We start from the raw sequence: 13,614 nt of genomic DNA on the forward strand, positions 1-13,614 counted from the left end.
AGCTCACCCGAACAAGCCGTGCAGATACCAATGCGTCGCATGCTGTTCGGGGTCGCCGATGCGTTCGCGATAAATCCAGTAATACACATGTCCGGCACTGACCGCGACATGGTAATCGCGCGTCATCAATTGCCCTTGCCACCAGCCGGTTTCGATGCGTTCCGGCGGTGAGGCCAGTTGCAGCGTGCCGCGATAATACGGACGGTGTTGTCGTATCTCCAGTGGCAGCGGTTGCGGCAGCAACCACGCCGGCCGTGGCGGCAAGCAATCGGGCAAGGGCGTTGCGGTACTGCCGGACTGAGTGCCGAGCGCGGCTTGCCAGTGATTGCTGACTTCCGGACGATGATCGGCCAGCGGTTTGGCCTGACGCACATTATCCGGTCCCAGCCTGGCGCTCAGCAATTCGAGCAGGCGGGCATGTTGCTGCGGCGTGCCGCCCGGTTCCGGAAACAGGCTGGTGCTGATGGCCGCCATCGCTTCCAGTCGCGCCACTTGCAAACTGACGGCAATTACCGGCGCGCACAACACGGTGCTGGCCAGTCTTTCTTGCAGCAGACGCAGCAGATGGGTTTCTTGCCAGACCGCTTGTGCCAGCGTCAGCGTGATGGCGGTGGGCGCGATGGCCTGGCGGCCGCGCTCATGCTGCAATTGCAGCGTGACCTGGCCCACCGCCAGATGATGCGCGCTGAGCCAGCCGCTCATTTGCGCCAGCAAACCCTGCGCCGCATGTTGCAGCGACTGGGCATGTTCGATGCGATCCGGTAATTCGATACGCGCCTGAAAATCGGGCGGTGCCACGATCCATTCGTGCAACTCGGGACTCAGGCCCCAGGCTTGATCCAGTTGTGCCAGTACTGCCGCCCCGCAGCGTCGTTGCAAGGCGGCTCGCGGCAAGCGGCGCAGATCGGCGAGATCGCGGCAACCGATGCCATCGAGCAGATCAAGATGGCTGACGGCGCTGCCGAGCAAGGCAATCGGCAGCCGTTCCAGACGCGGCAACAAGGTACGCAAGCTGAGCGCGCGGGCATGCCGGGCCCGTGGTTGCTGCGCCAGCAAGGCGGCGCCGGCAGCAGTCGGGGCGCAGCCGAGGCTGGCGCTCAGTCCGAGCTGCGCGATGGTGCCCCGGACTCGCCGGCACAGCGCACGGATGCCGCCGAACAGCGTCAGGCTGGCGCCGATATCGAGCAGCAACACATCGGCGCCATTGCTGCTGACTTGCGGCGTGTATTGCAACAATGCCAGTGCCGCTTCGTGCAAGGCCCGTTGTTCGCGAGCGGCGTCGCGTTCATGCAGGATGGCCTGCGGCAGCAGCATCAGCACGCCGCCACGCCGCATGTTGCCGGTCACACCCGCAGCGCGCGCCAAGGCCGAGGCCAGGCTGACGCGGTCGCGTTCCAGCACGACAGCGGCAGCGTCAGCCGACCAGTTCGGTCGGAACACTTCCAGCGGCAGCAATGGCAGGTGCAGGGCAATCCACAGGGGCATGATGAAACAGATTGGGTGAGGGTTGCAAGGCGATATGAAGCGGGTGTTCCTGTTGCGGTCCGCGCCGTTTGATGAAACTGATGTCGATACCGTCAGCCGCCGGCCGCAGTGCCAGCCGCAACGGTGCCGGCGATGCCTGGCGCGCGCAACTGAGCGGGCGCAACAGAAAGAACAGCGTGTTGCCGCTTTGCGCCGCCAGATGCAGGCGGCGCAAGGCATCGTCGCGAATCTGTGTTTGCCAGAACAGCAAGCTGCCGCAACTGTCGGCACGCAAGACCTGTTCCGCCGCCCACAAGGCATCGACTGCCTTGCCGGCGTGCAAATCGAGCAAGGCGGCGGCCGGTATGCCCAGTGTTTGCCAGCCGGCTGCGTTGGCATGTTGTGGCGTTTGCAGCAAGGCGATGCGCGGTTTTTCGGTGTTGCGCAAGGCATGCCGCAGCAGCCGCAATTCACCGATGCCGTTCTGGGCCAGCAGCAATTCGATCAGGACGCCGGCCGGCCAACCTTGTTCCGGCAGTTGTGCCGACAAGGCCGGGAAACCGGTCTCGATCCCGCGTCGCTGACTGCGTGCCAGTTGCGAGGCACGCCACAGGGCGGGATGAATGGTTTCAGGGGCAGACAGAATGGCTTGGTTCATGTTCGATAGCATAACAAATAACTGTATGCACATACAGTATTCTAGTGTTTTTGCCGCCATCTGTGCGAATCGGATCCATGCCGCAGCGTCATGATCCATGCATGATTTCCGCGCGGCAATCAATTGGGCGATAATGCGTCCACACTAAAAATCATGGGGAACCGCCGGTGTCATGTGTGTTATTGATTGACGATCATGCAATGTTTCGCGAAGGCCTGACGCTGGCGCTGGCGCAAGCCGATCCAACGCTGCAAATACACAGCGTCGCCAGTGGCGCGGAGGCGCTGGAATTGCTGCAAACCGAACCGGCCATCACGACTGTCATGATGGATTACTATCTGCCCGATATCGGCGGCGCTGCCTTGTTGCAGCGCTTGCGCCAGTTGCGGCCGGGGGTGCGGATTCTTGCCTTGTCGGCGTCTGAAGACCAGGACGATGTACGGCATGCACTGGCCAGTGGCGCGCATGGCTTCATTCACAAATCGGCTGACAGCAAAACCTTGTTTGCGGCATTGACCAGTGTCATGCAGGGCCGCGGCTATCTGCCGCCAGCCTATGTCAGTCCGGATACCGATGGTAGCGCCGTGGCCGATGATGCCTCGTTGCTCAGCAGCCTGACGCCGCGCCAGATGGAAGTGCTGCGTCTGATGTGCGACGGCTTGCGCAATGCGGAAATCGGCGCTGCGCTGGGCATGGGGGAAAAGACGGTCAAGGCCCATGTGACGGCGATTCTGTCCGGGCTCGGGGTGCTCAACCGGACTCAGGCGACGATGGCGGCGCGGCGTGCCGGTTTGCTGGGCAAGCCGCGCTGAGCTGAGTTGCTGGCGGCTATGGCGCCAGATGCATATGCAGCAATGGATATGGCCGGCCCTGATCATCAGTGGCGGAGCGGCCGCCAGTGACAAAACCCATCTTCTGGTAAAAACCGAGTGCCTGCCGGTTCTGCTCATTGACATCAACGCTGAGCCGGGGGGAGATGCTGCGGGCATGCCCGATCAGCGCCCGGCCCAAGCCGCGGCCATGACACGCCGGGTCAATGAACAGTGAATCGATGTTGGCAGCGGACATGCCCATGAAGCCGCGCGGCATGCCGGCGGCGTCCAGCACCACCCATACTTCGGTATGCGGCAGATAATCTTCGGCCACCATCACGGCGATATCTTCAACATCCTGCGGCGCTAAAAAATCATGGGTGGCGCATACTGCGGCATGCCAGATGGCGACAAGCGCAGCAGTATCGGCGGGCATGGATGGGCGTATCCGAAACTCAACAGGTTGATGCATGGCGCTGGTGGTATCAGGTTTGAATTGCCGCGCATTCTATAGCAAGTTGTTGACGTTGGCAGCGGTCGCCCCATGCGCCAACATTTGCGCCAGCACCCGGCGCAGATGGGCAGGATCGACCGGTTTGTGCAGCAGGGGCCAGGAACGGGCCGAGGCTTCGATCAGGCGTTGCGGATCGGTATCGCCGCTCATCAGCACCGCCGGAATGGCGTCGTCGCCATATTCTTCATGCAGCCGGTCAATCACTTCAATCCCGGTTTCATGCGCGCGCAGACGAAAATCGCTGAGGATCAGATCCGGCTTGCGCGGATACGCTGCCGCCACGCGCAAGATATCGTCGCCGCTGCCGCCGACCACTACCCGGTAATTCCAGGTTTCCAGCAACAAGCGCAAGCCATGCACATTGTCGGCATCATCTTCGATCACGAAAATGCACTGGCCAGCGGCGGCCGGAATGTCTGGTTTGAGCGCCACCGGTGTCGCCGCCCGGATATCGCCGAGCGGCAGGGTGAGCGCAAACACGCTGCCGCGACCGGGGCGTGAACGCACGCTCAGCGGATGGCGCAGCAGATCGGCGGTACGCCGCACAATCGCCAGCCCCAGACCCATGCCTTTGCTGCGGTCGCGTTCCGGATTGTCGACCTGATGGAATTCCATGAAGATATTGTCACGTTCGGCGGCGGCAATGCCGACCCCGCTGTCCCAGACTTCAATGGTCAGTGTGCCGGCGCGCCGGCGGCAACCGATCAGGACGCCGCCGCTGCGGGTATGACGGATAGCGTTATCGACCAGGTTGCGCAGAATCCGGTCCAGCAATACCGGATCGGAACGCACTACCGGCAGCGGTCCGCGATGCAGACGCAAGCGCAAGCCCTGCATGCTGGCTTGCGGTGCATATTCCAGCAGCAATTGTTCCAGCAGCGGCGCCAGCCCGAAGTGTCGCAGTTGCGGCCGGATCACGCCGGCATCCAGCCGCGAGATATTCAGCAAACCATCGAACAGGCCGCCCATGGCGAGCGTGGCACGGCCAATATGATCGACCAGCTGGCGGCTTTTGGGATTCAGCTCCTGCTCGCGCAAGACGCCCAGATACAGACTCAGCGCATGGACCGGCTGGCGCAGATCGTGACTGGCGGCAGCCAGAAAACGCGATTTGGCCAGATTGCTGCGCTCGGCGGCTTCCTTTTCAATTGCCAGGCGTTGCAACAGATCGGTATTTTCAAACCGCATGCGCAACGAATCGAGCTGGGTTCTATACATGCGGTGGGCAAACGCCAGCGTCACCAGCAGATACAAGGCACCGGCCATGGCCAGAATGTGATGAATGGTGCCCGGCAGCAGCGCCAGTGCAATAAACGAAGGTACGAAATAAGGCACTTCGAACGCGTACAGCAGCCGCAGATGAATGCAGTAGGCATAAATCGCACCGGTGCCCAGCGTCAGCATGCCGATGATCAAAAACATCTGATGCTCGAATGGCGCGTGGTACATCCAGTAGCCGTAAGGCAGCCCCCACAATAATCCGGCCAGTGCCGTGCTGAACAACGTCAGGCGCTCCCAGCGGTGCAAGGCGGCGAGATTGCCGGTGTCGGCACTGGCCCGGCGGTAGCGCAGCAGCACGCCGACCCGGCAGGCAATCAACGCGCAGTTCAGTGTCAGCCACAGCAGCAGATCGCGCATCGGAAAGACATCATGCAGCACCACCACGATCAGGACCGCCGTCAGCAGCGCTCCGAACAGTGAAAACGGAAAGTTATGGCGCAGCACCGCCATCTGCGCACGGTAGATCGGTTCGGCTGGTACCGCGTTGCTACTGGAGATGGCTGGCTGGTTCATGGATGGCATGGGATGGCGGTCAGGGCAGTATCGAGCTTGTCATAAATTTATTTGGCCGACATGAGACTTTAGTCCAATGCGGAATAAAAAAAAGCTTTTTATGATGCCAGCCATTACATCGTTAACGCGAGGCCGGCATGAACCGCATGAATCCCACCTACCGCTTGCTCAGAAGCAGAACCCACGGCAGCCTGATCGCGGTTGCCGAAGCTGCCGAAGCTGCCGCAGGAGGTCGCCATCGCCGGCGCAGTCTGCGACGGCTGGCGGCGATGCTGGGCGGGCCGCTGGTCTTGCTGCCGGTGGCGCTGGTGTGTGCCGCACCGGTCGGCGGCCAGGTCAGCGCCGGCAGCGGCCAGATTACGCAAACCGGCAACGCCACCACGATCCAGCAAGGCAGCGACCGTTTGGCCATCAACTGGAACAGCTTCAATGTCGGCGCCAATGAAAGCGTTCGCTTCAATCAGCCGAATGCCAGTGCCATCGCGCTCAACCGCGTGTTGGGTCAGGATTCGTCGAAGATCCTGGGCAATCTCTCGGCCAATGGTCAGGTCTTCATTTTGAATCCGAACGGCGTATTGTTCGGCAGCGGCGCACAGATCAATGTCGGTGGTCTGGTGGCGTCGACACTGAATCTGAGTGACAGTGATTTCATGAATGGCAATGGCCGCTATGCATTTACGCCGGTGGCGGGCAAGGCTGGCGCCAGTGTCATCAATCAGGGCAGCATCACGGCCAATGGCGGCTATATTGCCTTGCTGGCGCCGCAAGTGATCAATCAGGGCACACTGACCGCCAATGGCGGCAATGTCAGCCTCGCCGCCGGCACGCAAATGAGCTTGACGCTGGGCGCGCATGGTTTGCTGAGCTTGAGTATCGATCAGGGCGCAGTTGATGCGCTGGCCGCCAACCACAATCTGATTCAGGCTGATGATGGCGTAGTGCTGCTCAGCAGCAAAGGACAGGATGCCGTGTTGTCGGGGGTGGTCAACAACAGCGGCGTGATTCAGGCGCGCACGGTCAGCAATCAGGGCGGCGCGATCCGGTTGCTGGCACAGGGTGGCACGGTGCAAGCGGACGGTACGCTGGATGCATCGGCGAGCACCGGCGGCAACGGCGGTTTCATCGAAACCTCGGGCGACAAGATCAAGATCGCCGACAGTGTCCGGATCACCACGGCGGCAGCCAACGGCAAGACCGGCACCTGGCTGATCGATCCGAACGACCTGATCATCGCCAACATCGGTGGCGATATCAGTGCCACCACATTGATCGGTCAACTGGCATCCAGTAACGTCACGCTCAATACCGCCATGGGTCACACCGGCAACGGCGATATCTTCGTCAACGATGCCCTTGGCTGGAACACCGCCAACACGCTCAGTTTGCAGGCTGAACGCAACATCAATCTGAATGCTGCCATCAATGCCGCGCAGGGTGGATTGACACTGAATGCCGGCGATACCATCAGCGCACCGGCGGCGGTGAACGTGAAGACGTTCATGCTCAATGGCGGCAACTGGATCCAGAACAGTGCTGCGCTGGCCGCCTTCAGCGTCAGCGATTTCCGCATCAGCGGCGGCAGCTTTTTGCGTGCAGCGGGTGGCGATGGCAGTGGCGGCAATGCCTGGCAGATTGCCGATGTCTATGGTTTGCAAGGCATGGGCAGCAGCGCCGCACTATTGGCCGGCAACTATCGCCTGAACAACAATATTGACGCCAGCGGCACCGCCGGCTGGAATGGCGGCGCCGGTTTTGTACCGGTCGGCAGCGGCGTTGCTTCTTTTACCGGCAATCTTGACGGGCAAGGGCACACGGTCAGTAATATGACCATCAACCGGGCCGTTGAAGATTACGTCGGACTATTCGGCCAGATCAGCGGTGGCGGCAATATCAGCAATATTGGCATGATCGGCGGCAGCTTCGTCGGTGCCGGTTATGTCGGGCCGCTGGCCGGTTCGCTCCTGAACGGCAATATCCGCAATGCCTATGCTTCCGGCAATGCCAGCGGTAACGCCGGCGGCAGCAATTTCATCGGCGGCCTGGTCGGCGTCAATTATCAAAACGGCAGCATCAGTCAATCGTACGCCGGCGGCGCGGTAAGCGGCGGCATGAATGTCGGCGGCCTGGTCGGCTGGAACTATGGACGCATTGATCAAGCCTATGCCAGCGGCAATGTGAACGGTCAATATGGCGTCGGCGGTCTGGCCGGACTCAATGATGGCGGTCAGATCAGCAATGTCTGGGCCAGTGGCGCAGTAAGCGGCATCAGTGGCGTCGGCGGCCTGATCGGCAATCTCCAGAATGGCGGTCAGATCAGTAATGCCTGGGCCAACGGTGTGGTGCGCGGCGCCAGTAATGTGGGCGGACTGGCCGGCAGCAACAGCGGTGCCAACATCGCCACCATCAACGCCAGTTACTGGGATAACCAAAGCACCGGACAGAGCGCCAGCGCCGGCGGCGAAGGTCGCTCCACGCAGGAATTGCAAGGCGTTGGCATCACGCGTCCCACGTATGTCGGCTGGGATTTCGCGACGGTCTGGGCGCGCGGCACGGCTTATCCGGGTTTTCGCTGGCTGCAGGGCTTCAATCCACAGCCGGCCGGCACCAGCATCACGGACGCCATCAATGCGGTGCTGACGGCAATATCAGGTGGACAGAGCGAGGTCGCAGTGACGGCCAGACTGGAGGAGTTGATCAAAACGAGCGGTCAGGATGCCATGCAAGACATCCTCAAAAGCAAGGCGGATATCGAGGCCGAAAATGCCCGAGTCATCAAGGAGATGACGGCCCGAATGCAAGGAATGCTCACTGACAGCGGGGAGAGCGCTTCAACCCTGTCGGCAGCCGGGCTCAGTGCCCTGACCGCGATTGCCAATCAGCTGGATACGCTCATCAGGGATCTTGGCAAGGGGGTCGTCGCTGACATGAAAGTATCGATGGCAGACATCAATGCCAGGATCGCAGCGGCAAACGCCAAAATGAGTGGTGCCGGCAATCTTGACCTGAACAAAGTCGTGCCATTGGACAAGACCCCCGGTGCTGCATTCGACGCTGATAAAACCGCCGCGCAGAAAAAACTTGAGGCAGCAGCGGCCGCTAACGCCGCGCTGAAAGCGGATGCGTTAGCGGCACAGAGACAGAAATTGCAGACGGTGCGGACAAGCACGACGGATTCCAATGCTGCCGCCGAAGCATCAAAGAGCGCCGGTTCGTCACAGGTGAGTACCGCCCAGGGACATGCTGATCAGGCTGCTGCGGCAGAGGGAAGCGCCAGCACAGCAACAATGGCCGCCGCCGGGCAGGCAATGCGGAATGGCGTGAACTCGGCGACGACGGCAATCGCCGGCAGCACCGCTGCGCTGGCAGCGGTTGGCACGCAAGCCGCCGCACTCGCAGCAATGCCTCCGGCCCGCGCGGCAGGCAGAGCAGATGCGATCAGGCCATCGCTGCGGGTGGTGTTGACCAGCGCACCGGCCCGAGACGCCGGCACTACCGCGCCGACGACCCAGCTGGCGCAAACAACATCGGCCAGCACTGCCGCTTTACTCAATGCGGGAATCGAGATGCAAGCGCAACTCGGAAAAATGTCGGCCATTATTGCTGCGCTGCTCGAAGGAGGCGGCGCCGCCAAACCATGATGACGATTTTGGTCGACGTAACACGCGCTTGACCGATGGCGGCATGGCGTTGCCGGCGAGATGTTTGGTCGTGATTGTTGTGGATTTTCTTCGTCAAAATGCGGCAATTTATCGGGTGTCAATTGAAAATCTTTAACAATACAATTGGCTTTTTTTAATGGCCAAATTTGCGATGAATGCTATTTCCTTCTTGACCAGACACAGTATCTACAGCGCGCTGAACGTCATCTCGGAAGCCGTCGGTGTCGCCTGCCGCCTGCGCTCACTGACGATACTGCTGGGCGGTCCGCTGGCCTTGCTGCCGGCAACGACATGGGCGGCGCCGGTCGGCGGTCAGATCAGCGCCGGCATCGGCCGGATTGCGCAAAACGAGAATACCACCACGGTCACGCAAGACAGTACCAGGCTGGCGATCAACTGGAGCAGCTTCAATGTCGGGGCCAATGAAAGCGTGCGTTTCAACCAGCCGGGGCGCAGCGCCATCGTGCTCAACCGCGTGCTGGGGCAAAGCCCATCGGCGATTCACGGCAAAGTGTCGGCCAACGGCCAGGTCTTCATTCTGAATCCGAACGGTGTGCTGTTTTCCTCTAATTCGCAGGTCAGCGTGGGCGGACTGGTGGCTTCCACGCTGAATCTGAGTGACACAGATTTCATGAACGGCCGTTACGTCTTTTCGGGTAGTGGTCGCGCCGGCGCGCGCATCATCAATCAAGGAAAAATCACTGCCGACGATGGCGGTTACATCGCGTTGCTGGGACCGCAAGTAGCCAATCACGGCACGCTTACCGCCAATGGCGGCAATGTTACCCTGGCCGCCGGCACGCAAATGACCTTGACGCTGCACGAGCATAGCCTGGTCACGCTGAGCATTGAGCAGGGCGCAGTGGATGCACTGGTGGAGAATCACAATTTGATCCAGGCCGATGGCGGCGTGGTGGTGCTGACCAGCAAGGGCAAGGATGCGGCGCTGTCCGGCGTGGTCAACAATACCGGCGTGATTCAGGCGCGCACGGTCAACAAAAAAAAGGGCGAGATTCGTTTGCTGGCCGAAGGTGGCACAGTGGTGATGCCGGGCACGCTGGATGCCTCGGCGAATGACGGCGGGGATGGCGGCACTATCGTCACTGCGGGTGACAAGGTCAGCATCGCCGACAGTGCGCACGTCACTACGGCGGCGACAAAGGGCAAGACCGGCACCTGGCAGATTGATACGCAGGCGAATGACTTCCGCATTGCCAACGATGGCGGTGATGTCAGTGCCGACACGCTGAGCCGCATGCTGGGGCTCAATAACGTGAAGGTCAGCACGCAGGCTGCCGACAGTGACATCGTCCTCCGTGATGCGCTCAATTGGAAGACGGATGCCGTACTGAGTTTGAAGGCACAGCGCAATATTCTCCTCGATGCCCCGGTGGATGCCGCAGCGGGTGGCCTGGCTCTGCACGCAGGCAAGGAAATCAGGCCGTCGGCGGCAGTAAATGTCAGGAATTTTACGCTCGACGGTGGTAACTGGGTTCAGAAGAACGCCACACTGGTGGCGTTCAATGCCCTGGATTTTCGTCTCAATGCCGGCAGCTTCCTGCGCGTGGGTGATGGCGATGGCAGTCGCGGCAATGCCTACCAGATTACCGACATATATGGTTTGCAGGGGATACGCAGCAGCTCTGAACTGCTTAGCGGCAATTACAAGCTGATCAATGACATTGATGCCGGCAGCACTGCCGGCTGGCATGACGGAGCGGGCTTCGTACCGATCGGCGACGGCTATCGCAATGCTGAATGGGGGAATGATAAAGGGTACGAGCCGGCCGGCGACAGTCACGGTGCATTCTCCGGCACTGTTGATGGTCAGGGATACGTGGTCAAGAATCTCCGCATCAACCGGCCACGGCAGATTTCTGTCGGCATGTTCGGTTTTGTCGATGGCGGTGAAATCAGCAATATCGGGATGGAAGGCGGCAGCGTTACCGGTGCTGCGGAAGTCGGCTCGCTGGTTGGTTCGTTATGGCGTGGCACGGTCAGTGACTCCTTCTCCAGCGCCAGCGCTGCCGGCTCCGACCACGCCTTGAAGAAGGCGGGGTTCCGCAATAATTTTATCGGTGGTCTGGCCGGCGGCGTCTATCGGCAAGGCAATATCCGCAAATCTCATGCGAGCGGTGCCGTGAGTGGTAATGGCGGGGTCGGCGGTCTGGCCGGTGTGAATGACGGCAAAATCGAGAATTCCCATGCCAGCGGCAGGGTCGACGGCAAGCAGCACGTCGGTGGACTGGCCGGGGTTCTGGTCGGGCAGATTCACGGTTCCCATGCCAGCGGCGCCGTCAATGGCGACACCAATGTCGGCGGCCTGGTCGGCATCAGCCGGGCAAGTCGTAAGCGGCCCGAGGCGAATGAAAACGGCCGGCAAATCAGTCACTCTTATGCTACCGGCAGCGTCAACGGCAACACCAATGTCGGCGGACTGGTCGGGGCAATTCAGGATGGTGCGCGAATCAGCAACATCCGGGTTGATGGCAGCGTGGGCGGCAGCAAAAGCGTCGGCCGGCTGGTCGGGGCGGTAGATGCCGGCGGCGCTGCCATCGGCAATGTACAACCACCGGCCGCAGGGCCCGACGCCGCCAGACAGTTACCCGACATTGGCTTTGTTGCGCCATTGGCTGAGGCGCCCCCAACCGGGGCTTCGGCACCGGCTGTCCCCGGCATCAGGGACGTCATCGATGCCGTGCGTACGGCGCGCTGGTCGGATCTGAAGGGTGTCGCGCCGCCTGCTGCCGTCGCTGATCTGATTACCGTCTCGGATGAACGCGCAGCAACGCTGGCGCTGGATGAAAATTTTCAGCCCTGTGAGCGTCGTCAGGGAGATCTGTCGCGGGCGTGCAACTAGCGGTGGTCAGGCGCTGCCGCGTTGAACGCGCCGGAATGCTGCGAGGCGAACAGTGAAAGCGGGGCGCAGCACGAGTTTTCCGGACGTCAATGACCGCAGCGAGCGCTGCGATCCGGACACGGTTTGTGTTACTCAATATAGAAAACCAGAATGAAAAAAATCACCATGTCATCCTGTCGCCTCAATGCGCCTGTCCGGCTTTGTCTTGCCATGTACCTGAGCAGCAGCACGCTTCTCATGGCGCAGGCCTTGCCCAATGCCGGCAGCAGCTTGCGCGAATCGCAGCAGTCGGCGCCGGTGTTGCCGCCGCCCGCTACCGGCACCATTGAGGTTGCGCCGGACGCGCAGACGCCATTGCCGGCGGTCGATGCCATGCGCTTCCAGGTCAATGCATTCCGGGTGAGTGGCAATCAGGTTTTCGACAGCGTCGTGCTGCTGACGCTGGTGCAGGATGTCACCGGCGGTGAGCGCAGCCTCGATCAGATAGAGCAGGCTGCATCACGCATCACGGCGTATTACCGCGAGCATGGCTATCTGGTGGCGCGCGCGTATGTCCCGGCGCAGGACATCAAGGATGGCGTGGTGGAAATTGCCGTGCTGGAGGGGCGCTACGGCGAGGTCCGGCTGGATAATCGATCCGGCGTTGCGGATGCCATCGTGCAGCGTTATGTTACGCCGCAGCGGTTGGGTGAGGCCGTCAGCGATGCCGCGCTGGAACGCGCCATTCTGCTGATCCAGGACACTACGCGCGCTGCCCAGGCCGGCGGCAACCTGCAACCCGGTGCGACACCCGGCAGCACCGATCTGACGCTCACTGTGGGACCCGCGCCAGCCCTGTCGGCGCGACTTGAGGCCGATAACTATGGTGTGCGCAACACCGGTCGCAACCGGATCGGCGGTGCCTTGCAATGGAATAATCCGAGCGGCAATGGCGACCGTCTGGATGTCCGCTTGTTTTCCACCACCATTGGTCAGGATTACGGCCGGCTCGGTTACAGCATCGCAGTGGGCGGCGACGGTGCACGGCTGGGGCTGGCCTATGCCGAATCGCGCTATGCCGTCGGCGGCAATTTCAGTTTGCTGAACGTCTATGGGCGCGCCGGCGTGTGGTCGGCCAGTGCCAGTTATCCGCTGGTGCGCTCGCGTGCGTTCAATCTGAATCTCGAGGGCGGGCTCGACCAGAAATTATTGCAAGACCATTTGGGCGCCTTTGCCAGCAGCGCCGATAAAAGCAATCGGGTTATCGGAGCGGGGCTCAATGGTGATGCGCGCAACCGCGTTGCCGGGGCCGACGGCACCACCGTGTTCAACTTGCGCATCGAGAGCGGACAACTGAATATTGCCAGCCCGACGGAGCGTGCAATTGATGATTTTTCGGCCCGTACCAACGGTGCCTATCAGCGTCTGAGTTATGGATTGACCCAATATCAGTGGCTGAGCGGCAATACCATGCTGATGCTGGCGGTCAATGGTCAGGAAGCATCAAAGAATCTCGACTCGGCGGAAAAGATGTCGCTCGGTGGTCCGTTTGCGGTGCGCGCTTATCCGAGTGGCGAAGCGTCGGGGGATGAAGGCTATGTGGCGACGGCCGAAATCCGTCATGTGCTGAACCAGCAACTGTTGCCGGGTCAATTGACGCTGAGCGGCTTTGTCGATCACGGCATGGTACGCACCAATGCCCGGCCATTCATCGAGGGCGACAATCAGCGTCGTCTGTCGGGCGCCGGTGTCGGCGTCACGTTTGCCATGCCGGACCGGCTTGAGTTGCGCGTGGTGTACGCGCACAAGCTCGGCAATGCGCCCGCGCGCAGCGATATGGATCAGGCGGGGCGCCTGTGGGGCATGCTGGCGCT

Annotated in this window: 8 protein-coding genes; 4 read left to right on the plus strand and 4 right to left on the minus strand. The window is 61.2% G+C overall.

All coding sequences use genetic code 11. The features are described 5' to 3' along the window. Window positions 1–3: 3 nt before the first annotated feature. Window positions 4–1,485 (minus strand): Y-family DNA polymerase, encoded by a 1,482-nt coding sequence (locus tag AKL27_RS07215; RefSeq protein WP_050462109.1) that lies wholly within the window; start codon window positions 1,483–1,485, stop codon window positions 4–6. Beyond that, a complete protein-coding gene (gene imuA, locus AKL27_RS07220; protein WP_232310926.1) occupies window positions 1,415–2,122 on the minus strand; it encodes a translesion DNA synthesis-associated protein ImuA in 708 nt (235 codons plus the stop codon). Before imuA ends, AKL27_RS07215 begins: the two co-directional genes overlap by 71 nt. A gap of 176 nt (window positions 2,123–2,298) precedes the next feature. Here imuA and AKL27_RS07225 point away from each other — a divergent pair, with 176 nt between their 5' ends. Then, window positions 2,299–2,934: a response regulator gene (locus AKL27_RS07225; protein ID WP_269749192.1), complete on the plus strand. Its 636-nt coding sequence runs from the start codon at window positions 2,299–2,301 to the stop codon at window positions 2,932–2,934. Between the two features lie 16 nt (window positions 2,935–2,950). On the opposite strand, the gene AKL27_RS07230 is transcribed toward AKL27_RS07225, so the two are convergent. Both AKL27_RS07230 and AKL27_RS07235 read right to left on the minus strand, forming a co-directional pair. Continuing rightward, window positions 2,951–3,406: an acetyltransferase gene (locus tag AKL27_RS07230; RefSeq protein WP_050462112.1), complete on the minus strand. Its 456-nt coding sequence runs from the start codon at window positions 3,404–3,406 to the stop codon at window positions 2,951–2,953. Between the two features lie 36 nt (window positions 3,407–3,442). Further along, complete coding sequence (locus AKL27_RS07235; protein WP_050462113.1) at window positions 3,443–5,242, minus strand: ATP-binding response regulator; 1,800 nt, start codon at window positions 5,240–5,242, stop codon at window positions 3,443–3,445. 146 nt (window positions 5,243–5,388) lie between these two features. On the opposite strand from AKL27_RS07235, the gene AKL27_RS07240 reads away from it, so the two are divergent. The 3 genes from AKL27_RS07240 to AKL27_RS07250 all read left to right on the plus strand — a co-directional run. Further along, complete coding sequence (locus AKL27_RS07240; RefSeq protein WP_050462114.1) at window positions 5,389–8,880, plus strand: two-partner secretion domain-containing protein; 3,492 nt, start codon at window positions 5,389–5,391, stop codon at window positions 8,878–8,880. 172 nt (window positions 8,881–9,052) lie between these two features. Continuing rightward, on the plus strand, window positions 9,053–11,761 hold the full coding sequence (locus AKL27_RS07245; protein ID WP_198155906.1) for a two-partner secretion domain-containing protein: 2,709 nt from the start codon (window positions 9,053–9,055) through the stop codon (window positions 11,759–11,761). Window positions 11,762–11,911: 150 nt separating this feature from the next. Further along, the coding region (locus AKL27_RS07250) for a ShlB/FhaC/HecB family hemolysin secretion/activation protein (RefSeq protein WP_157056829.1) at window positions 11,912–13,614 on the plus strand (1,703 nt) is incomplete at its 3' end.

The organism is Herbaspirillum autotrophicum (assembly GCF_001189915.1).
GTDB classification, from domain to species: domain Bacteria; phylum Pseudomonadota; class Gammaproteobacteria; order Burkholderiales; family Burkholderiaceae_D; genus Herbaspirillum; species Herbaspirillum autotrophicum.

Bases quoted from the DNA above. Each gene is read 5' to 3' on its own strand.
- imuA (WP_232310926.1), bottom strand. From the start codon at position 2,122: ATGAACCAAGCCATTCTGTCTGCCCCTGAAACCATTCATCCCGCCCTG.
- AKL27_RS07215 (WP_050462109.1), bottom strand. From the start codon at position 1,485: ATGCCCCTGTGGATTGCCCTGCACCTGCCATTGCTGCCGCTGGAAGTG.
- AKL27_RS07240 (WP_050462114.1), top strand. From the start codon at position 5,389: ATGAATCCCACCTACCGCTTGCTCAGAAGCAGAACCCACGGCAGCCTG.
- AKL27_RS07230 (WP_050462112.1), bottom strand. From the start codon at position 3,406: ATGCATCAACCTGTTGAGTTTCGGATACGCCCATCCATGCCCGCCGAT.
- AKL27_RS07235 (WP_050462113.1), bottom strand. From the start codon at position 5,242: ATGAACCAGCCAGCCATCTCCAGTAGCAACGCGGTACCAGCCGAACCG.
- AKL27_RS07245 (WP_198155906.1), top strand. From the start codon at position 9,053: ATGAATGCTATTTCCTTCTTGACCAGACACAGTATCTACAGCGCGCTG.